The 19719-nt window shown below is 68.0% G+C and carries 19 protein-coding genes; 3 read left to right on the plus strand and 16 right to left on the minus strand.

Annotation, left to right across the window (positions count from 1 at the left end; genetic code table 11):
* Window positions 1-672 precede the first annotated feature (672 nt).
* A complete protein-coding gene (locus AAFN46_RS18360) occupies window positions 673-3747 on the minus strand; it encodes an efflux RND transporter permease subunit (RefSeq protein WP_347810139.1) in 3075 nt (1024 codons plus the stop codon).
* 3 nt (window positions 3748-3750) lie between these two features.
* Window positions 3751-4854, minus strand: coding sequence for an efflux RND transporter periplasmic adaptor subunit (locus AAFN46_RS18365; protein ID WP_347810140.1), 1104 nt, complete (start codon window positions 4852-4854; stop codon window positions 3751-3753).
* Between the two features lie 93 nt (window positions 4855-4947).
* On the opposite strand from AAFN46_RS18365, the gene AAFN46_RS18370 reads away from it, so the two are divergent.
* Window positions 4948-5586 (plus strand): TetR/AcrR family transcriptional regulator, encoded by a 639-nt coding sequence (locus AAFN46_RS18370; RefSeq protein ID WP_347810141.1) that lies wholly within the window; start codon window positions 4948-4950, stop codon window positions 5584-5586.
* A 3-nt stretch (window positions 5587-5589) separates the two neighbouring features.
* On the opposite strand, the gene AAFN46_RS18375 is transcribed toward AAFN46_RS18370, so the two are convergent.
* Complete coding sequence (locus AAFN46_RS18375; RefSeq protein ID WP_347810142.1) at window positions 5590-6369, minus strand: class I SAM-dependent methyltransferase; 780 nt, start codon at window positions 6367-6369, stop codon at window positions 5590-5592.
* A 107-nt stretch (window positions 6370-6476) separates the two neighbouring features.
* Between AAFN46_RS18375 and AAFN46_RS18380 the strand changes: the two genes are divergently transcribed.
* Entirely contained in the window at window positions 6477-7244 is a 768-nt protein-coding gene (locus AAFN46_RS18380; RefSeq protein WP_347810143.1) for a hypothetical protein, read from the plus strand.
* A gap of 56 nt (window positions 7245-7300) precedes the next feature.
* Here AAFN46_RS18380 and AAFN46_RS18385 read toward each other — a convergent pair whose 3' ends face one another.
* The 6 genes from AAFN46_RS18385 to ppc form a co-directional block, all read right to left on the minus strand.
* On the minus strand, window positions 7301-8155 hold the full coding sequence (locus tag AAFN46_RS18385) for a DUF72 domain-containing protein (protein ID WP_347810144.1): 855 nt from the start codon (window positions 8153-8155) through the stop codon (window positions 7301-7303).
* The gene (locus AAFN46_RS18390) at window positions 8155-8496 is read right to left on the minus strand and encodes a hypothetical protein (RefSeq protein ID WP_347810145.1); all 342 of its coding nucleotides are present in this window, start codon (window positions 8494-8496) and stop codon (window positions 8155-8157) included. Before AAFN46_RS18390 ends, AAFN46_RS18385 begins: the two co-directional genes overlap by 1 nt.
* 95 nt (window positions 8497-8591) lie before the next feature.
* A complete protein-coding gene (gene tsaB, locus AAFN46_RS18395; protein ID WP_347810146.1) occupies window positions 8592-9272 on the minus strand; it encodes a tRNA (adenosine(37)-N6)-threonylcarbamoyltransferase complex dimerization subunit type 1 TsaB in 681 nt (226 codons plus the stop codon).
* Window positions 9273-9425: 153 nt separating this feature from the next.
* On the minus strand, window positions 9426-10211 hold the full coding sequence (locus tag AAFN46_RS18400; RefSeq protein ID WP_347810147.1) for an HAD family acid phosphatase: 786 nt from the start codon (window positions 10209-10211) through the stop codon (window positions 9426-9428).
* A gap of 197 nt (window positions 10212-10408) precedes the next feature.
* Window positions 10409-11056: an adenylate kinase gene (adk, locus tag AAFN46_RS18405; protein ID WP_347810148.1), complete on the minus strand. Its 648-nt coding sequence runs from the start codon at window positions 11054-11056 to the stop codon at window positions 10409-10411.
* 156 nt (window positions 11057-11212) lie between these two features.
* Complete coding sequence (gene ppc, locus AAFN46_RS18410; RefSeq protein ID WP_347810149.1) at window positions 11213-13849, minus strand: phosphoenolpyruvate carboxylase; 2637 nt, start codon at window positions 13847-13849, stop codon at window positions 11213-11215.
* Between the two features lie 186 nt (window positions 13850-14035).
* On the opposite strand from ppc, the gene AAFN46_RS18415 reads away from it, so the two are divergent.
* Window positions 14036-14380 carry a pilin assembly protein gene (locus tag AAFN46_RS18415; RefSeq protein ID WP_347810150.1) on the plus strand — a complete coding sequence of 115 codons (345 nt, stop codon included), beginning with the start codon at window positions 14036-14038 and terminating at the stop codon, window positions 14378-14380.
* 7 nt (window positions 14381-14387) lie between these two features.
* On the opposite strand, the gene AAFN46_RS18420 is transcribed toward AAFN46_RS18415, so the two are convergent.
* From AAFN46_RS18420 to AAFN46_RS18450, 7 genes are all read right to left on the minus strand, one after another.
* Window positions 14388-14891 (minus strand): O-acetyl-ADP-ribose deacetylase, encoded by a 504-nt coding sequence (locus tag AAFN46_RS18420; protein WP_347810151.1) that lies wholly within the window; start codon window positions 14889-14891, stop codon window positions 14388-14390.
* A 43-nt stretch (window positions 14892-14934) separates the two neighbouring features.
* On the minus strand, window positions 14935-15255 hold the full coding sequence (locus AAFN46_RS18425) for a hypothetical protein (RefSeq protein ID WP_347810152.1): 321 nt from the start codon (window positions 15253-15255) through the stop codon (window positions 14935-14937).
* A gap of 12 nt (window positions 15256-15267) precedes the next feature.
* Window positions 15268-16149, minus strand: a complete 882-nt coding sequence (locus tag AAFN46_RS18430; RefSeq protein ID WP_347810153.1) for an alpha/beta hydrolase — start codon at window positions 16147-16149, stop codon at window positions 15268-15270.
* Window positions 16149-16895 carry a TIGR00266 family protein gene (locus tag AAFN46_RS18435; protein WP_347810154.1) on the minus strand — a complete coding sequence of 249 codons (747 nt, stop codon included), beginning with the start codon at window positions 16893-16895 and terminating at the stop codon, window positions 16149-16151. The genes AAFN46_RS18430 and AAFN46_RS18435 overlap by 1 nt, the downstream gene beginning before the upstream one ends.
* Before the next feature lie 114 nt (window positions 16896-17009).
* Window positions 17010-18290, minus strand: a complete 1281-nt coding sequence (locus tag AAFN46_RS18440; protein WP_347810155.1) for a flavohemoglobin expression-modulating QEGLA motif protein — start codon at window positions 18288-18290, stop codon at window positions 17010-17012.
* Between the two features lie 9 nt (window positions 18291-18299).
* The gene (locus tag AAFN46_RS18445) at window positions 18300-18851 is read right to left on the minus strand and encodes a hypothetical protein (RefSeq protein ID WP_347810156.1); all 552 of its coding nucleotides are present in this window, start codon (window positions 18849-18851) and stop codon (window positions 18300-18302) included.
* A 67-nt stretch (window positions 18852-18918) separates the two neighbouring features.
* Window positions 18919-19617, minus strand: a complete 699-nt coding sequence (locus AAFN46_RS18450) for a TetR family transcriptional regulator (RefSeq protein ID WP_347810157.1) — start codon at window positions 19615-19617, stop codon at window positions 18919-18921.
* Between the last annotated feature and the right edge of the window lie 102 nt (window positions 19618-19719).

A 19719-nucleotide genomic window follows, 5' to 3' on the forward strand; every position in this document is an offset into this window, starting at 1 on the left:
CACCCACCTGGCCAAAGCCACCCTGACCCAACACCCCCGCGCCACCCAAGGTGTTCAGCGAGGTGTTGAACAGACCCAGTCCATTGCCGGCAATCACCGCAACCATTTCCCTTCCCCCAATCAAGTTGGCTGCAGGCGCAGCCCAATGCGTCAGCCCACCCCACCGGGGCGATTCGGCTCTGTTAAGGGCTTTATTCCAAGATTTGGGGAATAGTTAAGGGGTAGGCGAAAATAAAAAATCCAGCTCTCACCGTAATCTGCTCAACTAAGAAACGCCGCGTCTGCTTCGCATAGGTACAGCGTTTTTCATTGCCGGCTCAAAGCTTCGGTTCCTGGCCCCTGCAGCCTCTACAGAATCGAGCAACATGCAGAGCCCCGACGCTGACTCGGCTGCAGTACAGATGCAGCCCGGAAGACAGGCGACTCCGCTCCTGGATTGCATCAGGACTACAACCACATCCGTGAGATTGGGGCTCGCCCTAGTAGTGCGTCGGGTCTCGCGGTAATCCACTCCGCCTACGACTGACCGGGACCGTTGGGTTTCGCTGCGCTCTACCCAGCCTACCTCACCCCCGCCGTAGGCTGGGTAGAGCGCAGCGAAACCCAGCAACTCCAACGAGCAAACAGCAAAAAGCCCGGCGCGCTGGCCGGGCTTCTCGTTTCACGCCGTGTTCAGCGCGACTCCACTTCCTTGACCCTGAACCAGGCCGCGTAGAGCGCCGGCAGGAACAGCAGGGTCAGCGCCGTGGCGACTATCAGGCCGCCCATGATGGCCACGGCCATGGGGCCGAAGAACACGCTGCGCGACATCGGGATCATCGCCAGCACGGCGGCCAGGGCGGTCAGCACTATGGGGCGGAAGCGCCGCACCGTGGCCTCGATGATGGCGTGCCAGCGGTCCATGCCGGCGGCGATGTCCTGCTCGATCTGGTCCACCAGAATCACCGAGTTGCGCATGATCATCCCGCTCAGGGCGATGGTGCCGAGCATGGCGACGAAGCCGAAGGGCTGCCGGAACACCAGCAGGAACAGGGTCACGCCGATCAGCCCCAGCGGCGCGGTGAGGAACACCATGGCGGTGCGCGACATGCTCTTGAGCTGCAGCATCAGCAGGGTCAGCACCACCAGGATGAACAGCGGGACACCGGCATTGACCGACTTCTGTCCGCGCTCAGAATCCTCCACCGTGCCGCCGACTTCCAGCAGGTAGCCGCTGGGCAGCGCGGCGCGGATCGGTTCCAGACTCGGCATGATCTGCTTGACCAGGCTGGCCGGCTGCTCGCCGCCATAGATGTCGCCGAGCACGGTGACGGTCGGCAGGCGGTCACGGTGCCAGATCACGCCTTCCTCGAAGCCGTATTCCAGGGTGGCGACCTGCGCCAGGGCCACGCTCTTGCCGCTGCTGGTCGGCACCGCCAGGCTCGGCAGCAACTCCAGCGCCTGGCGCTCGCGCACGGTGCCGCGCAGGAGGATCTCGATCAGCTCGTTGCCCTCGCGGAACAGGCTGACGCTGGCGCCGGTCAGCGAGCTCTGCAAGAACCGCGACAGGTCGGCGCTGCTCACCCCCAGGGCGCGGGCGCGCTCCTGGTCGATGTTCAGGTAGACCACCTTGCTCGGCTCTTCCCAGTTCAGGTGCACGTTGGCCACGTGCGGGTTCTCGCGCACCTTGGCCGCCACCTGGCGGGCGATGTCGCGTACCTCGTCGATGTGCTCGCCACTGACCCGCAGCTGGATCGGGAAGCCCACGGGCGGGCCGTTCTCCAGGCGCGAGACGCGGGTGCGGGCGAAGGCGAAGTCCTCGTTCATCACCTCGATCAGCCAGGTGCGCAGCTTTTCGCGGTCCTCGATGCTCTTGGCCAGGATGACGAACTGGGCGAAGCGGGTGGCGGCCAGCTGCTGGTCCAGCGGCAGGTAGAAGCGCGGCGAGCCGTTGCCGACATAGGCCACGTAGTTGTCGATGCCCGGGTGGTCCTTGAGCTTGGCCTCCAGGCGCTTGACCTGTTCCTCGGTGGCCTTGAGCGACGAGCCCTCGGTGAGCTTGATGTCGACCATCAGCTCCAGGCGCCCGGAGGCCGGGAAGAACTGCTGCGGCACGAAGCGGAACAGCACGAGGGAGGCGACGAACAGGCCGACGGTCACCAGGATCACCGTCTTGCGCCGGCGCACGCACCACTCCACCACCTCGCGCACCGTCTGGTAGAAGGTGGTCGAGTAGGGGTCGTGCCCTTCCGGGTTGCCGCCATGCTTCTTCGCGTGCAGCTTGGCCAGGTCCGGCAGCAGGCGGTCGCCCAGGTAGGGCACGAAGACCACGGCGGCGATCCAGGACACCAGCAGGGCGATGCACACCACCTGGAAGATCGAGCGGGTGTACTCGCCGGTGCCGGACTGCGCGGTGGCGATCGGCAGGAAGCCGGCGGCGGTGATCAGGGTGCCGGTGAGCATGGGGAAGGCCGTGCTGGTCCAGGCGTAGCCAGCCGCCCGGAAGCGGTCGTAGCCCTGCTCCATCTTGATCGCCATCATCTCCACCGCGATGATCGCGTCGTCCACCAGCAGGCCCAGGGCCAGCACCAGCGCGCCCAGGGAAATCTTGTGCAGGCCGATGCCGAAGTAGTGCATCAGGGCGAAAGTCATCGCCAGCACCAGGGGGATGGACAGCGCCACCACCAGGCCGGTGCGCAGGCCCAGGGAGAAGAAGCTGACCAGCAGCACTATCACCAGCGCCTCGACCAGCACCTGGACGAACTCGCCCACGCCGGTCTTCACCGCCGCCGGCTGGTCGGACACCTTGCGCAGCTCCATGCCCACCGGCAGGGTCTGCTGCAGGCGGGCGAACTCATGCTCCAGGGTCTCGCCGAGGCGCAGGATGTCGCCGCCGGCCTTCATCGACACGGCGATGCCGATGGCGTCCTCGCCCATGAAACGCATGCGCGGCGCCTGCGGGTCGTTGAAGCCGCGGTGCACCTCGGCCACGTCGCCGATGCGGAAGGTGCGATCGCCGACGCGGATGGGGAAGTCGCGAATCTCCTCGACCGACTTGAAGCGCCCCGACACGCGCAGCTGCACGCGGTCGGTGGGGGTCTCGAAGAAGCCCGAGTAGGCCACCGCGTTCTGCTCGTCCAGCGCCTGCTGCACCACCGCCAGCGGCAGGCCCAGGGTGGCCAGCTTGACGTTGGACAGCTCGATCCAGATCTTCTCGTCCTGCAGGCCGAGCAGTTCGACCTTGCCCACGTCCTTGACCCGCTGCAGTTGCAGCTGCAAGCGGTCGGCGAAGTCCTTCATCACCGCGTAGTCGAAGCCCTCGCCGGTCAGCGCGTAGATGTTGCCGAAGGTGGTGCCGAACTCGTCGTTGAAGAAGGGTCCACGCACGCCCGGCGGCAGGGTGTGGCGGATATCGCCGACCTTCTTGCGAATCTGGTACCAGAGCTCGGGAATGTCGCGGGAGACGATGTCGTCGCGGGCCATGAAGGTCACCACGGACTCGCCTGGGCGCGAATAGGAGTTGATGAACTGGTAGTCGCCGGTCTCCATCACCTTCTTTTCGATGCGCTCGGTGATCTGCCGCGAGACTTCCTCGGCGGTGGCGCCCGGCCAGTCGGTGCGCACCACCATGGCCTTGAAGGTGAAGGGCGGGTCCTCGCTCTGCCCCAGCTTGGTGTAGGACAGAGCGCCTATCACCGCCAGCACTATCATCAGGTAACGCACCAGGCTGCGGTTGCGCAGCGCCCATTCGGACAAGTTGAAGGACATGGCTTACTCCTTGTGCGCCAGTGCAACCACGCGGTTGTCGCGATCCACCGGGCGCACCTGCTGCCCATCGAGCAGCACGTGCACGCCGGCGGCGACCACCCAGTCGTCCTCCTTCAAGCCTTCCAGAATGGAGACCCGCTCCTGGCCGTAGGCGCCCACCCGCACCGGCGTACGCACCACCTTGGAGTTACTGGGATCTATCACCCAGACATAGGGCGTGCCCTTCTCGGCGCTGAGCGCCGACAGCGGCACCGACAGCGGTACCTCGCCGTCGGCCTTGACCGCCACGCGGGCGCTCTGGCCCACCTCGGCCTTGACCTTGGCATCGGCGAAGGCCACGCGGGCGGCGAAGGTGCGTGACTGCGCGTCGGCGGCCGGCGATAGCTCGCGAATACGCCCGGAGAACTGCTTGTCCGGCTGCGACCACAACTCGATGCTGACCTCCTGACCGATGCGCACGCGCTCCAGGGACTGTTCCGGCACGCTGATCAGCACCTCGCGCTCGCCGTCGGCGGCCAGGGTGAACACGGTCTGGCCGGCGGCCACCACCTGCCCCACCTCGGCCAGACGACGCGCCACCACGCCGTCCTGCGAGGCGCGCAGCACCGAGTAGCCGGCCTGGTTGCTGGCCACGTCGAACTCGGCGCGAATCTGCTTAACCCGCGCCTCGCCGGCGCGGTACTGGTTCTCCACGTTGTCGTACTGCGACTGGCTGATCAGCTGGCGGGCCAGCAGGGTCTTGTAGCGGTCGCGCTCGGAACGCACCAGTTTAAGGTTGGCCTCGGCGGCGTTGAGCTGGGCACGGGCGGCCTCCAGCTGCAGCTTGACGTCCTGCGGGTCGAGCTCGGCCAAGGGCTGGTCCTTGCGTACCCGGTCGCCGGCATCCACCAGGCGCTTGGCGATCTTGCCACCGATGCGGAAGGCCAGCTCCGGCTCGAAACGCGCGCGCACTTCGCCGGGGTAGGTATCCACGGCGTCTGCCGCGGGCAGCGGCTGCACCACCATGGCCGGGCGCACCGGGGCCTCGACGGTTTCGCCATTGCCGCAGGCGACCAGCAGGGAGATCAGGGACAGGGGGACGGCGAGGGACAAGGCATGGCGGAGCATGATGGTGACCTTTCGCAAAAGAAGCTTGGAATACTTATACTGCCCGGTATAGTAAAAATAGCAAACTCACCAGTCCAGTATTAAAAGAGCCAAATGTCCGACAAATCGTTACAGCCTCCCAGCGGCCCCGGACGGCCCAAGGACCCGGCCAAGCGCCAGGCCATCCTGGAGGCCGCCAAGTGCCTGTTCATGCAGAACGGCTACGAGGGCAGCAGCATGGATGCCATCGCCGCCGAGGCCGGCGTCTCCAAGCTCACGGTCTATAGCCACTTCGCCGACAAGGAGAACCTGTTCGCCTGCGCGGTGCAGTCCAAGTGCGAGGAGCAGCTGCCTTCGCTGTTCTTCGAACTGGGCCCGGACAGCAGCGTGGAGCAGGCCCTGCTGGCCATCGGCCGTGGCTTCAACGCCCTGATCAGCAGCGAGGAGTCGCTGGCCATGCATCGCCTGATGGTGGCCCAGGGCGCGCAGAACCCGCAGCTGGCGCAGCTGTTCTTCAACGCCGGCCCGCAGCGGGTGATAGACGCCCTGCGGCACCTGCTGGAGCAGGCCAACCGGAACGGCCAGCTGTGCATCGACAACCCGCAGCATGCCGCCGAGCACTTCTTCTGCCTGGTCAAGGGCGGCTGCCACTTCCGCCTGCTGATGGGCATCGCCCAGCCGCTCGCGGCGCGGGAGGCCGAGGAGCACGTGCAGGAAGTGGTGCGCCTGTTCCTGCGCGCCTATCGGCCCTGAGGGTCAGCCCTTCAGGGCCTTCTTCGGATAGATGTCGTAGCGGCTGGACTTGCCCTCCAGCGCATAGCTCGGCTTACCCCCCTCGACGACCGGCGCCTTGCGCGGGCGCTTGACCACCACCCGGTGGCTGGCCAGGCCCAGGGCGGCCCGCAGCAGCGCCGGGGCGTCCAGGTCGTCGCCCACCAGCGGGCGGAACAGGCGCATCTCCTTCTTCACCAGGGCGCTCTTGTCGCGGTGCGGGAACATCGGGTCGAGGTAGATCACCTGTGGCGGCTCACCCTGCCAGTTGTGCATCAGTTCGATGGCATTGCCGGCCAGCAGGCGCATCTGCGCGGCAATCGGCGCGACTTCGGCGTCGCGCACCGCGCGGGCCAGGCCATCCTCCAGCAGCGCGGCGATGATCGGCTGGCGCTCGATCAGGGTCATCCGGCAGCCCAGGGTCGCCAGCACGAAGGCATCGCGCCCCAGGCCGGCCGTGGCGTCCAGCACGCAGGGGCGCACCCCGGGCTGCACGCCGACCGCCTTGGCGATCATCTGCCCGCTGCCGCCGCCATACAGGCGCCGGTGCGCCACGGCGCCCTCGACGAAGTCCACCCGCACCGGCCCCGGCGCCTGCGGCCCCAGCTCGACCAGTTGCAGACCCTGCTCGCCCAGCTGCAGGGCGAATTCGGCCTCGCCATCCAGCGGCAGGGCGAGGCGCCCGGCCCAGGCGCGCGCCTGGTCGGTAAAAGCGGGATGCAGGGCCTCGACCCGGATTCTGGTTATAGGCCGCTCATCGCTCATCGGAAAATATGCTCAAAAAATGTTCAATCGGAACGGCACGCGGCCGATAGCAGGGTGATGTCCTATTCTGCCAGACGCGGCCCGCGCCGACCGCAGCGAGTTCCAGCATGTTCGATGCCCTCTCCTCCCCTCGCGGCCCCAGCCTTGAGCGGCAGCTGGATGCCGGCCTGCGCGACTCCCTGGACTACCAGATCCTACGCCGCACCCTGATGCCCAAGACCGAGCAGCCCGCGCCCGAGGCGGCGGCTGCCGAGATCGAGGAGGCGCGCGGCGCGCAGCCCGATGGCGCCACCACGACTGATGCCACGGCCCAGGCCGCCAACTTCCAGCAGGTACTGCAGCAGCGCGAGCTGCAACTCAACGTCACCGCCAATGCCGAGCCGCAGAAGACCGACCCGCTGGTGCTCGACCTGGCCGGCAACGGCTTCGCCACCCGCGGCCTGGACGACCCGGTGCGCTTCGATCTGGATGGCGACGGGCGCATCGACCGCATCAGCGCGCCGAGCGGCGACGACGCCCTGCTGGCCCTGGATCGCAACGGCAATGGCCGCATCGACGACGGCCGCGAGCTGTTCGGCGACCAGCACGGCGCCGCCAACGGCTTCGCCGAGCTGGCCAAGTTCGACGACAACGGCGACGGTCGCATCGATGCCCGCGACGCGGTGTTCGGGCGCCTGCGCCTGCTGCGCTTCGACGCCGGCGGCCGCCAGCAGACCCAGAGCCTGGCCGAGGCCGGCGTCGCCGCCATCGAGCTGCGGGCGCGCGACGTCAGGCAGGCGCTGGGCATCTACGACGAGATCGCCCAGCTCGGCCGCTTCGAGTTCGCCGACGGCCGCGGCGGCCAGGCCGCCGATCTGCTGCTGGCCAGGCGCTAGCTAGCGCTATCCACGGGTATCGGCGCGAAGGCGCCTCAAGCCATCCTACGCCCGCCTCACAGCAGCCCCAGCTGCTCGACCTCGGCCTGTGGCTCGGCGAGTGCCGGCAGGCCCGGCAGACGCCGCATCAGGGCTTGGTGAAAGCGCTGCGCCTGGGCGGCGGCCAGCTGGTTGTCCGGCGTGTGCAGGAATACATGGGGCCTCAGCCCCTGCTCTATCCAACCCGCCACCTTGTCCAGCCAGGGCTCGAGGAAGGGCTGATTGGCGTCCAGATCGGGCCCGCCGATGAAGCGCAGCTGCGGGCTGGCGCTGAACGCGGTCGGGCGCGGCGGCAGGCGCGGCTTCTTCGCCTGGGCATGCAGCACCGCCGCATCGCCCGAGGTGCAGGCGAACAGCGCCCGCGAATCCAGGCAGATGCGCTCCACCGCGCGCGCCTGCAGCTCGCGATTGAGCCGGCGTTCCTCCTCGCCGCGGGCGAAGAAGGCCGGGTGGCGCAACTCCACGGCGATGGCGCGGCCGGCGAACTCGTCCAGCCAGGCCAGCAGCTCGCCCAGGCGCCAGGGACCGAAAGTGGCCGGCAGCTGCAGCCACAACGGCGCCACCCGCTCACCCAGTGGCGCCAGCAAGGAGAGGAACTCGTCGGTGGCGGTGCAATGCTCGCGCAGATCGCCGGCATGGCTGATATCGCGCGGCAGCTTGGCACAGAAACGGAAATGCCCAGGCATCTGCTCGGCCCAGCGCCGCACCGTCTGCGGGCTGGGACGGGCATAGAAGGTGGTGTTGCCCTCCACCGCATTGAAGGTGGCGGCGTAGTGGCTCAGGGTCTCGGCGGGACGCAGGTCGGCGGGGTAGAAACTGCCGCGCCAGGCCGGCTCGTTCCACGACGGGCAGCCGAGGAAATAGGGCAGCATCAGGCGTAGAGATCGAGGCCGAGAACCTGGCTGGCGTCGCGCTCTTCGGTGTAGCCGGAGGTGTTGCCGTAGGCGGCCAGCGCCTGGTTGGCGCGAGCGCTGAGGCCGCGCTGCTGGGCGAAGCTGTCCTGGTAGCGCGCCGGCAGGTTCTCGCTGCCGGCATTGCCGGCCTCGACCCGACGCGGCTGGGCGACCTGCTCGTAGCCCTGGGTGGCCGCTGGCGACGGCGGCTGCTCGCGGCGCTGCTCGACTTCCCGCTGGCTCTCGCGCAGAGGCGTGACCGCGCTGCCCGGGCGGGGGCTGCGGTCCAGCGAGTAGGAGGAGAAACCGTCGATACGCATCTGTTACTGCTCGGGGTACGTGGGAGGCAATGTAGCGGCGGTGGACGGAGTTGGCAATTTCCCGGCGCCAAATGGCGGACGGAAGGACACTGGCCTCAGCCGGACTGCTTGGGCGTGGCCACGTTGTCGCGCAGGTACACCGGCTGCGCCTGATCGGCCGGCAGCGCCTCGCCGCGCGCCCAGGCGAAGCCGGCCAGGCTCAGCAGGTCGCGGGCGTGCGGCAACATGGCCGCGTCGCTGGCGCAGGGCGCCACATCGATGCGCGCGCCATAGCTGCCCCAGCCGGTGCCGGCGGCGAACCAGTCGCCTGCGGCGCCACGCGGCAGCCGGGCCGACTCGGGCGGCAGCACCGCCTCGACGCCCTGCAGGCGCATCTCGCCCTGCTCGGCGACGTAACAGCCCCAGTACACCTCGTCCATGCGCGCGTCGATGGCCGCGGCCACCTGCTGCGCGCCATGCTCGCGCAAGGCGCGCTGGGCCAGCACGGCCAGGCTGGAGACCGGCAACACCGGCTTGTCCAGGGCGAAGGCCAGGCCCTGGACCACGCCGATGGCGATGCGCACGCCGGTGAAGGCGCCGGGGCCGCGACCGAAGGCGATGGCATCCAGCTCGGCCAGCGTGATACCGGCCTCGTCGAGAATCTGCTGGACCATGGGCAACAGGCGCTGGGCATGCAGGCGCGGAATCACCTCGTAGTGGCTGAGCACCTCGCCCCGGTGCAACAGGGCGACGGAGCAGGCTTCGGTAGCGGTATCCAGGGCCAGGATCGTGGTCATTGTGTTCGGATGGCTGCAGAAAAAAACGAGCCGGCATTAGACCGGCGTGAAGATTTTTTTTCCAGCACCGTGACGGCGGCTTGTGCCAGCCACACGACAGGCGGCTGGCGAAAAACAGCGGGCTCTACGGATCAGAACGAGCCCGCGGCAGGCTTACCAGGGCTCCACGACTGTCTCGGCCGCCCAGGTCTGCAGGGGCGCCTTGGACCAGGTTCCATAGGTCGCGTTGGGGAACACGATCCACTCTGCGCCCCACTTGCCCGCCTCACCGGCCACAGTCTGGCGCTGCTGATCCAGCGGTGTTTTGCGGAAGCGCGCATCGAAGTCGTGCAGGGTATCACCGAGCAGCAGCACGATCTGATGATCGGCGCCGACAATGGCGCGCCGCTCCACCTTGGGAGGGCCCAGCAGCAGCACGCTGTCCTCGGAAATCTGGGGCAGGCCAAGCTTGCTCAGGGTGGCCAGGGTGTATTTCTTCTGCTCGTCGGCGCGATCGGAGATATAGCGGATAGTCACCCCCAACTTGTCCGCATGCTCGAGAAACTGCTTGGCACCCGGAATCAGCCCAGGCATGCCATCACGCTCCCAGGGCAGCCAGGTGTCCCAGGCATCGTATTGGTGACAGTTGGCCAGATCGCGCGCCAGCAAGGCGCTGTTGTCGAGCACGGTTTCGTCCAGGTCGGTGACGACAGCCAACTTGGACGGGTCTTTCGCCGCCGCCACGGCCTTGTCGAGCTTATCCGTGGCGATGTTGTAGGCCTGCAGTTGCAACGCCTGGATTTCCGCCGACTGCTGCTGAAAGCGCAGCCCCATGGCGAACTCGGCGACAGCGCAGTCCTTCTTGGGCTTGGCGGCGGTATCGGCAAAAGCTGCGGGGGCGGAAAGCAGCGATACCGCCAGCCCCAGCCAGGCAACACTATTTACTGTTTTCTCAATCATTGAATGCGCTCTCTTCCTTAGGATCAGTTAAGACCTGCGCCCACGACCATCTCGAGATGGTCTAGACCAGAACCGATGCTAGAGTACGAAAGCAAGATGACCATTCTGTGAACGACGCTCAGCGACTCCAGAGCGCCACCCGCAGAAACGACAACGGCCCGCGAATGGCGGGCCGTTGGACAGGCAGCGCGACAGCCTTAGCTGAGGGCTTCGAACACCTTGGCGGTGATCTCCTCCACCGAGCCGACGCCGGCGATGGCGCTGTACCTGGGGGTGCCTTCGGCGGCGGCCAGCTTCTGGTAGAAGTCCACCAGCGGCTTGGTCTGCGAGTGGTAGACGGACAGGCGGTGACGCACGGTCTCCTCGGTGTCGTCCTTGCGCTGGACCAGCTCCTCGCCGGTCTCGTCGTCCTTGCCCTCGACCTTCGGCGGGTTGTAGACCACATGGTAGACGCGGCCGCTGGCCTCGTGCACGCGGCGGCCGGCGATGCGCTGGACGATTTCCTCGTCATCCACGGCGATCTCGATCACGTTGTCGATGCTCACGCCGGCTTCCTTCATGGCCTCGGCCTGGGGAATGGTGCGCGGGAAACCGTCGAACAGGAAGCCGTTGGCGCAGTCCGGCTGGGCGATGCGCTCCTTGACCAGATTGATGATCAGGTCGTCGGAGACCAGGCCGCCGGCGTCCATCACGCTCTTGGCCTGCAGGCCCAGCTCGGTGCCGGCCTTGACCGCGGCGCGCAGCATGTCGCCGGTGGAGATCTGCGGAATACCGAACTTCTTGGTGATGAAACCGGCCTGGGTACCTTTTCCGGCACCGGGCGCCCCCAGCAGAATCACGCGCATCGAAGTGCTCCTCAAAAATGACAGAAAATCGTCGGACTCGCCTCGTGGGGCCAATCTCGTTAAAGGGTTTCCGCGCCTTTGCACGGCGAAAGGATGGCCACGATACACAGCGCACCCGACCTGCACAAGCCACCGAAAGTCTGAGGCGACTAGGCCTCAGCCGGTGTTGCGCAACCCCGCCGCGATCCCCGCGACGCTGACCAGCAGGGCCTGCTCCAGGGGGCTGTCCATCTCGGCCTGACGCTGCCGGGAACGAGCCAGCAGCTCGGCCTGCAGCAGGTGCAACGGGTCCAGATAGATATTGCGCACGGTGATGGCCTCGCGCATCTCCGGGTTGTGCGCGAGCAGCTCGGACTGCCGGGTCAGCCCCAGCACCAGGGCGCGACACTGCGACAATAGGTCGCGCAGATGCGCACCCAGCGGTCGCAGCCCGGTCTCGACCAGTTGTTCGTCGTACAGCGCCGAGATGGCCGGCTCGGTCTTGGCCAGGACCATTTCCAGCATGTCGATGCGCGTGCGGAAGAACGGCCAGCGCTCGCCCATTTCCTCCAGCAGGGCCTGGTCGCCACGCTCCAGCGCCTTGCCCAGGGCCGTCTCCCAGCCCAGCCAGGCCGGCAGCATGAGGCGCGTCTGGGTCCAGGCGAAGATCCAGGGGATGGCGCGCAGGCTCTCGATGCCGCCGGCGCGACGCTTGGCCGGGCGACTGCCCAGCGGCAGGCGGCCGAGCTCCTGCTCGGGCGTGGCCTGGCGGAAATACTCGACGAACTGCGGGTGCCCGCGCACCACCTCGCGGTAGGCGGCCAGGCCGTCGGCGGCCAGGCGGTCCATGGCCAGGCGCCAGGCCGGCTCGGGCGACGGCGGCGGTTGCAGGGTGGCCTCCAGCACGGCGGCCAGATAAAGGTTGAGGTTCTGCTCGGCCAGGCGCGGCAGGCCGAACTTGAAGCGGATCATCTCGCCCTGCTCGGTGGCGCGGAAACGCCCGGCCACCGAGCCCGGCGGCTGCGACAGGATGGCCGCGTGGGCCGGCGCCCCGCCGCGCCCGACCGTGCCGCCACGGCCGTGGAACAGCAGCAGTTCGACCTCGTGGCGCCGGCACACCTCGACCAGGGCCTCCTGGGCGCGGTACTGGGCCCAGGCCGCCGCCGTGGTGCCGGCGTCCTTGGCCGAGTCCGAGTAGCCGATCATCACCTCCTGCGGGCCGTGCAGGCGCGAGCGGTAGCCGTGCAGGCCAAGCAGGCGGTCGATGGCCGGGCCGGCGTTGTCCAGATCGGCCAGGGTCTCGAACAGCGGCGCCACCCGCATCGGCCGCCGCAGCCCGGCCTCCTTGAGCAGCAGCTGCACGGCCAGCACATCGGAGGGAGCACCGGCCATGGAGATCACGTAGGTGCCGAGCGAAGCCGCCGGCGCGGCGGCCACCACCCGGCAGGTGGCCAGCACCTCGGCGGTCTCGGCCGACAGGCGCTGCCCCGGTGGCAGCAGCGGGCGGCGGTTGTCCAGCTCGCGCAGGAGAAACTCGATGCGCCGCTCCTCGTCCCACTCGGCGTAGCTGCCCAGGCCGAGGAAGTCGGTGATCTCGGCCAGCGCCGCAGCGTGCCGGGCGGCGTCCTGGCGCACGTCCAGGCGCACCAGGAACAGGCCGAAGCAGGCGACGCGACGCAGGCAGTCGAGCAACTCGCCCTCGGCGATCACGCCCATGCCGCAGGCGTGCAGCGAGTGGTAGCAGAGCTCCAGTGGCTCGAGCAGTTCGCGATTGTCGTGCAGCACCTCGGGGCCGGGGCTGGCCTCCCCGTGCAGCGCCGCCTCGGCCCAGGCGCGGGTGGCGCGCAGGCGCTCGCGCAGCTGCTTGAGCACCGCGCGATAGGGCTCGGGATGCACGCCGACGCGCAGGCGCAACTCGTCGCTGGCCTGCTGCATGGACAGCTCGGCGGCCAGCCGGTCGACATCGCGCAGGTACAGGTCGGCGGCCATCCAGCGCGCCAGCAGCAGCACCTCGCGGGTCACCTCGGCGGTGACATTGGGGTTGCCGTCGCGGTCGCCGCCCATCCAGGAGGCGAAGCGCACCGGCGCCGCCTCCAGTGGCAGGCGCAGGCCGCAACTGTCCTGCAGGGCCTGGTCGGCCTTGCGCAGGAAGTTCGGCACGGCCTGCCACAGGGAATGCTCGATCACCGCGAAGCCCCACTTGGCTTCGTCCACCGGGCTGGGCCGCTGGCGCCGGATCTCCTCAGTATGCCAGGCCTCGGCGATCAGCCGGCGCAACTTGAGTTGCACCTCGCCGCGCTCGGCCGCCAGCAGGTCGTGGCGATCGAGCGCGGCGAGCTGGGCGGCGATGGCATCGTATTTCTGGATCAGGGTGCGCCGCGAGACCTCGGTGGGGTGCGCGGTGAGCACCAGTTCGATGTCCAGGCGGCCGATCTGGCGGGCCAGTAGCTCGGGCTTGTGGCCGGCCGCGACCAGGCGCTGGAGCAACTCGACCAGCACGCGGTCGTCGAAGGGTTGCGCCTCGTCCGGGCGACGGCGGCGAATGCGGTGATACTGCTCGGCGATATTGGCCAGGTTGAGGAACTGGTTGAAGGCCCTGGCCACCGGCAGCAGCTCGTCGTCGGCCAGCGCGGCGAGGGTCGCGCGCAGCTGCCGCTCGCCGGCCGAAGAGCCTTGGCGCCCGGCCTTGGAGCCCTGGCGGATCTGCTCGATCTTGGCCAGGAAGTCCGCCCCGCGCTGGTTGCTGATGCAGTCGCCGAGCAACTCGCCGAGCAGGTGTACCTCTTCGCGCAAGCGCGCATCGATTTCCGCCATGGCCGCCCTCTCCGCCTCAGGATGGAGCGCTCAGCTTGCACAGGGCGACCGCTTCTTACAAGCACACGACAAACGACCGCCGGGCAGTCGGTAACGAGCTAGTCTGAAACTACGGGAGCCATAAGCCCCACTGCCCAGCAGTCGCGGGCAGAAACCGCCCACCACGAATGGGCAACCGAGGTGTCTATGAAGATCCGTGAACTCGTCCGCCATTGGGAGCAGAACGCCAGGGGGCGCCTGACTCGCAGTCAGTACCACATTCATCTCGACCTGGAATCCGCCGCGCGCCTGGCGGCGCTGAGCGAGATGTACCCGAAGCGCGGGGCCGAAGAGCTGCTCGGCGAGCTGATTGGCTCTGCCCTGGAGGAGCTGGAAGCCAGCCTGCCCTATGTGAAGGGCAGCAAGGTGGTGGCCACCGATGAGCAGGGCGACCCGCTGTACGAGGACATAGGCCCGACGCCGCGCTTCCTCGCCCTGTCGCGCAAGTACCTGCAGCAGCTCAGCGAGCAGCAGGACTGCACCCAGCACTGAGGCTGGCTCAGCCCCGCAGCAGACGCCGATAGAGTTCGGCCATGTCCGCCGAGAAGGCCACCAGCAGCGCCCGCCGCAGGCTGCTGGCGGGTGGCCGCGGGCGCCTCAGCTCGGCCACGGCGATGCGCGCGGCGGCCTCCGGCGGATAGCCGTAGACGCCGCAACTGATGGCGGGGAAGGCGATCTCGCCCAGGCCATGGCGTTCGGCCAGGGCCAGGCTGTTGCGATAGCAGGCGGCCAGCAACTCCGCCTCGCCGCGCTCGCCGCCGGCCCATACCGGCCCCACGGTGTGGATCACATGGCGCGCCGGCAGACGAAAGCCCGGGGTGATCCGCGCCTCGCCGGTCGGGCAGCCGCCGAGAGGGCGACAGGCGGCCAGCAGCTCGGGGCCGGCCGCGCGGTGGATGGCACCGTCCACCCCGCCACCGCCCAGCAGCGAACTGTTGGCGGCGTTGACTATGGCGTCCAGCGCCAGGCCGGTGATGTCGCCGTGAAAGACCTCGATCCGCATGCCGCATCCTCCCGTGAGGACAAGCATAGGCCGGTGCGCAGCCTTACTGCTGCGGAGTCTCCTGGCCCAGGCAACGCACGGCCTGCTTCTGATCGTCCACCAGCACGCCGCTCAGGCCCTTTTGCCGGGTGTCGAACAACACCAGCACGCCGTCGATGCACTGCGCCACCTGGCTGGCCGGCTTGAGCGAGACCTTGTAGTCCTCGCCGGGCAGGGTCTTGAGCATGGTGAATTCGCTCAGCAGCAGGGCGTCCTGCGGCTTGGCGAAATGCAGGTAGCCGTAGTACCAGAGCACCGCGACCGTGCCGACGACGCTGGCGATACCGGTGAGAATCAGGGGGATGGCGTTGCGCTCTTCACTCATGGGGATCTTCGCTTACTGGGGTGAATCGGGGTTGGGTATCTCGGCCAGCCGGTGCAGGCCGACGAAGCCCTGTGGATCGTCGAGAAAGCGCAGCATCACCTCGCGCCAGGCCGGCTCGGCGAAGGTCTGCACGTGGCCGCCACGGGTCGGCTGGAACACCCGCGGCGGCGGCGCAGCCTGATACAGGCGCACGCCGTTGGCAAGGGGCACCACCTCGTCGTCCAGGCTGTGGTAGATCAGCATGGGCACGCCGGACAGCCGCGGCATGGCATGGATGGCGCTGTCGCCGTCGGGCACCAGCCAGGACAGCGGCACCTGCAGCGGCCAGGTCAGCCAGGAGTTGCCCAGGGCGAAGCGCGCCACCTCGCGATAGCTGGCCGGCACGCCGTCGAGCACCAGGGCCGCGAGCATGGCGCGGCGCTCCTCATGCTCGGCCAGGTAATGCAGGGCCAGTGCGCCGCCCAGGCTCTGGCCGAGCAGCACCAGCGGTTTGCCCTGCACCTCGGGCGCCCGCGCCAGCCAGGCGAAGGCCGCCTCGATGTCCTGGTAGACCTCCGGCAGCCCGGGCTCGCCCTCGGAAAGGCCGTAGCCGCGATAGTCCAGCATCAGCACCTGATAGCCCTGCTCCGGCAGCCAGGCCGCGCCGCCCAGGTGCCAGGCCAGGTTGCCGCCGTTGCCGTGCAGGTGCAGCACTGTGCCTTTGACCGCCACCCCGGCCTTGGCCGGCAGCCACCAGGCGTGCAGGCGGGTGCCGTCGGCGGCCACCAGCTGTACGTCGCGATAGGCCAGTTCGGCCCGCTGCGGGGTGATCGGCAGCCCCTTGACCGGGTAGAACAGCCAGCCGCTGCAACCCTGCAGGGCGCACGCCAGCAGTAGCAGCGCCAGCGCCCGCATCACTTGCCGCCCGCGCGCACCTCTTCGCGCGCCTTGTAGGTGGCCTCGTAGATGCGCTCGGCCAGGCGCGAGAAGGGCAGGCTCTGGATCCACACGGTGCCGCTACCCTTGAGGGTGGCGAGGAGTATGCCCTCGCCGCCGAACAGCATGCTCTTGAGGCCGCCGGCCAGGCCGATGTCGTAGTCGATGCCGGCGGTGAAGGCCACCAGGCAGCCGGTATCCAGGCGCAGGGTCTCGCCCTGCAGCTCCTTGCGGATCACCGTGCCGCCGGCATGCACGAAGGCCAGGCCGTCGCCTTCCAGCTTCTGCAGGATGAAGCCCTCGCCGCCGAAGAAGCCGGCGCCCAGGCGCTTGCTGAAGCTGATACCGAGCGCGGTGCCGTGGGCCGCGCAGAGGAAGGCGTCCTTCTGGCAGATCAGCTTGCCGCCGACCTGGGCCAGGTCGATGGGCACCACGGTGCCCGGATAGGGCGCGGCGAAGCCCACGCGCTGGCGACCCTGGCCCTGGTTGCTGAAGTGGGTCATGAACAGCGACTCGCCGGTGAGCAGGCGCTTGCCGGCGCCCCACAGCTTGCCCAGCACGCCGCTGGCCGAGCCGTCGCCCATGCGCGTTTCGAAACGGATGCCCTCGGTCATGTAGTTCATCGCCCCGGCCTCGGCGATCACCGTCTCGCCCGGGTCGAGGATGATTTCCACGGTCTGCGCCGAGGCGCCAAGAATTTCGTAGTCGAGCTGATGGCTGGGCATGGGAGAACCTTCGGTTAGCGGCTAGCTATAAGTGGCGAGCTGCAAGCGTTGCAGGGGCCCCCTCTTGCCGCTTGAGGCTTGAGGCTTGAGGCTTGAGGCTTGCAGCTTGCCGCTTCAGAGAATATTGGCGTAGTCCGCCTCGATGCGGTCCAGGCTCAGGTGGTTGAGGAAGTTGGAGAAGCACATCCAGGCCGACAGCGCGTTGAGGTCGCGGAACTGCGGCGGCAGGTACTTGGGCGGCGCCACCAGGCCCTCGTCCACCAGCTGGCGCAGGGTGCGCATGTCCTCCAGGGTGGTCTTGCCGCAGAACAGCAGCTGGATCTGCTCCAGCTTGCCCTTGCGCACGGCCAGCTGGATGTAGTTGTAGATCAGGATGAAGCCCTTCAGGTAGGAGAGGTCCTTGGTGAAGGGCATGCCGGACGGGGTCGAGCCGCGAAACACCCGCGCCGCGTGACCGTAGCTCTCCTCCAGGGAGTAGCCCTGCTCGCGGAAGAAGTCGTGGATCTGCAGGAAGTCCGCGCCCTCCTCGGCCATGTGGATGGCGCGGGTGCGGTTGGTCAACTTGCGCAGGCGGCTGGGGTAGGAGGCGAAGGCGATCACCTCCATCAGGATCGCCAGGCCTTCCTGGGTCACGGTCGACGAGGGCGGGCCCTTGGCCAGGAAGGTGCAGACCGGCTGATTGAGCCCGTTGAGGGTGGTACCTATGTGCACCATGCCCTCGTGCACTTCCAGGGCGCGCACGTCGCGCTGGTTGAACAGGGCGTCGGCACGGATCTTGATGTAGTCGGCGCCGGCGGCGGCGTCGGCAACTATGCCGTCGGAGACTATGACCCTCACCGTGTCGTCGCCGAACACCGCGGCCAGGCGCTGCTGCAGCAGGTCCACCGTCTGGTTGGCGTCGAGGGTCTTGGGCTCGTCGGCCAGGTCGCCGCGCGAATCGATGTTGTTCAGGTAGCCGGAGAGCATCAGGCCGAGATCGGCCAGGGTCGGGTCGCCGGCATGGAAGGCGTCCGAGGCGGCGCCGTAGAGCTCCTGGGAGATCAGGCCGAAGTCCTCGGTGCCGCGCGCCTCGAGCATGCGGATGACCATGCGGTACTCGCGGCACATGCGCCGCATGATGTGCCCGGCGGGGTTGAACTGGCCGAGCTGGCGGGTGATGTCGCGCTCGATGTTCTGGAATTCCAGTTTCTTCGCCGCCGCGTCGAAGGGCAGCGGGCGCTGCAGGTAGAAGTCGCGGTCCACCGCCGGCGGCTTCTTGCCCTTGGCGTCGAGAAAGCCCTGGCGCACCTCGTCGTCCCATTTCACCGCGTCGAGCACGCGGATCGGTGTCTGTGCCTCCACCAGGCGCGAAGACAGGGTGCGGATGATCTCGTGGTAGTCCTTGCGACGACTCATGCGCGGCCCTTATTCGATGCTGCGTTGGTAACGTGCCACCTCGACGAAGACGTCGGCGTTGGCCTGGTCGTCGAGGTAGCTGAACACCCTGTCCAGCGGGCTGGTGACCAGCACCGCCTCGCCCTCGGGCGTCTCCAGCGGCTGCCCCTGCAGGGCGCCGCCCTCCATTTCCTGGAGGATGCGTTCGACATCCAGGTTGTAGATCACCAGCTCGTTGCCCGTGGTCAGCTCGAAGCCGGCGATGGCGAAGTTGGCCCCCATGCGCTTGGGCAAGCCGGCGGACACGTACCAGCGACGACCGTGGTGGGCCACGGTGAAGCCGTACTCCTCGGCGTTGGCGTCCTCCTCGTCCGCGCTCCAGGCCTTGGCGCGATAGAGATTGGAGCCGGCACGGGCAATCCTCAGGTACTGCACCTCGCCCCACTCGTCCTTGCGTTCCCAGGCCCCGAGCAGCGGCATGGGGGCCGCCTCGTTGGCCGGAATGGGGTCCTTGAAGGTGACCAGGCAACCGCTCAACAGCAGGCAACTCAGGGCGGCTAGGGCCAGGCGCCAGGCTTTCATCATGCACTCCTTGTGTGATTCGAACCGCTGCCAGAAACGAAAAGCCCCGCCGTAGCGGGGCTGGGACTCAAGACCCGACGAGAAGGTCCAGGTAGCGCTGCAACACCGCACGCTGGGCCTCTAGATCGAAGTCTTCCACCCCATCGACAATGGCATGATATTCCATCCGTAAAACCAGCGTAGTCAACACCTGCGCATCCTCGAATGGCGCCGTGGAGCCCAGGGCGCGTACGACGCGCTCGGAAAAGCGGAAGCGCAGCTCCTGATGGGCGAGGAACAGCGGGCGCAACTGCGGGTTGGTCAGCGCCTCCTGGCGAAAGGCCAGCTCCACCAGCAGTTCCTCGTCGCGCTGACGCATCTTCGCCTGAACATGGGTCACGGCCAGGTCGATGACCCGGGCGACCATTTCCCCCCGCGCGCCGCTGGCCGACAGCCGCGAGAAGTCCTCGTCCAGGCCGGCCCACAGCGCCGCCAGGCTGGCCGAGCTGCGCTTGACGAACAGCGCGAAGCTGTCGGCGATCAGGTCCTGGATATCGGCGAAGTAGTAGGTGGTGGCCGACAGCGGCACCTCGGCCTCGGCCGCCACCGCGCGGTGGCGCACGCCGCGCAGGCCCTCGCGCACTATGATGCGCAGGGCCGCCTCGAGAATGGCCAGGCGCCGCCGCTCGCTGCCCTGGCGACTGGCCTTGCGGCCACGGTACTGCACGGAATCGGCGAGCTGCCCGGCCAAGCTGGCCGGACATTGCGGAGCGGGACTGAGGTTCACTGCAGGGCCTTCCTCACACTGGCTGAACACAGCAAAAGGGGCCTGCCGACACGGCAGACCCCCTCATTTCAAACAGCGAAGTGGCCAGTGGCCACCCCTGGC

It is taken from the genome of Pseudomonas sp. CAU 1711 (assembly GCF_039888625.1).
Classification (GTDB): Bacteria; Pseudomonadota; Gammaproteobacteria; order Pseudomonadales; family Pseudomonadaceae; genus Aquipseudomonas.

Excerpts from the sequence above, each read along its gene's own strand:
- AAFN46_RS18360 (WP_347810139.1), bottom strand. The coding sequence starts at position 3,747 with ATGTCCTTCAACTTGTCCGAATGGGCGCTGCGCAACCGCAGCCTGGTG.
- AAFN46_RS18365 (WP_347810140.1), bottom strand. The coding sequence starts at position 4,854 with ATGCTCCGCCATGCCTTGTCCCTCGCCGTCCCCCTGTCCCTGATCTCC.
- AAFN46_RS18370 (WP_347810141.1), top strand. The coding sequence starts at position 4,948 with ATGTCCGACAAATCGTTACAGCCTCCCAGCGGCCCCGGACGGCCCAAG.
- AAFN46_RS18375 (WP_347810142.1), bottom strand. The coding sequence starts at position 6,369 with ATGAGCGATGAGCGGCCTATAACCAGAATCCGGGTCGAGGCCCTGCAT.
- AAFN46_RS18380 (WP_347810143.1), top strand. The coding sequence starts at position 6,477 with ATGTTCGATGCCCTCTCCTCCCCTCGCGGCCCCAGCCTTGAGCGGCAG.
- AAFN46_RS18385 (WP_347810144.1), bottom strand. The coding sequence starts at position 8,155 with ATGCTGCCCTATTTCCTCGGCTGCCCGTCGTGGAACGAGCCGGCCTGG.
- AAFN46_RS18390 (WP_347810145.1), bottom strand. The coding sequence starts at position 8,496 with ATGCGTATCGACGGTTTCTCCTCCTACTCGCTGGACCGCAGCCCCCGC.
- tsaB (WP_347810146.1), bottom strand. The coding sequence starts at position 9,272 with ATGACCACGATCCTGGCCCTGGATACCGCTACCGAAGCCTGCTCCGTC.
- AAFN46_RS18400 (WP_347810147.1), bottom strand. The coding sequence starts at position 10,211 with ATGATTGAGAAAACAGTAAATAGTGTTGCCTGGCTGGGGCTGGCGGTA.
- adk (WP_347810148.1), bottom strand. The coding sequence starts at position 11,056 with ATGCGCGTGATTCTGCTGGGGGCGCCCGGTGCCGGAAAAGGTACCCAG.
- ppc (WP_347810149.1), bottom strand. The coding sequence starts at position 13,849 with ATGGCGGAAATCGATGCGCGCTTGCGCGAAGAGGTACACCTGCTCGGC.
- AAFN46_RS18415 (WP_347810150.1), top strand. The coding sequence starts at position 14,036 with ATGAAGATCCGTGAACTCGTCCGCCATTGGGAGCAGAACGCCAGGGGG.
- AAFN46_RS18420 (WP_347810151.1), bottom strand. The coding sequence starts at position 14,891 with ATGCGGATCGAGGTCTTTCACGGCGACATCACCGGCCTGGCGCTGGAC.
- AAFN46_RS18425 (WP_347810152.1), bottom strand. The coding sequence starts at position 15,255 with ATGAGTGAAGAGCGCAACGCCATCCCCCTGATTCTCACCGGTATCGCC.
- AAFN46_RS18430 (WP_347810153.1), bottom strand. The coding sequence starts at position 16,149 with ATGCGGGCGCTGGCGCTGCTACTGCTGGCGTGCGCCCTGCAGGGTTGC.
- AAFN46_RS18435 (WP_347810154.1), bottom strand. The coding sequence starts at position 16,895 with ATGCCCAGCCATCAGCTCGACTACGAAATTCTTGGCGCCTCGGCGCAG.
- AAFN46_RS18440 (WP_347810155.1), bottom strand. The coding sequence starts at position 18,290 with ATGAGTCGTCGCAAGGACTACCACGAGATCATCCGCACCCTGTCTTCG.
- AAFN46_RS18445 (WP_347810156.1), bottom strand. The coding sequence starts at position 18,851 with ATGAAAGCCTGGCGCCTGGCCCTAGCCGCCCTGAGTTGCCTGCTGTTG.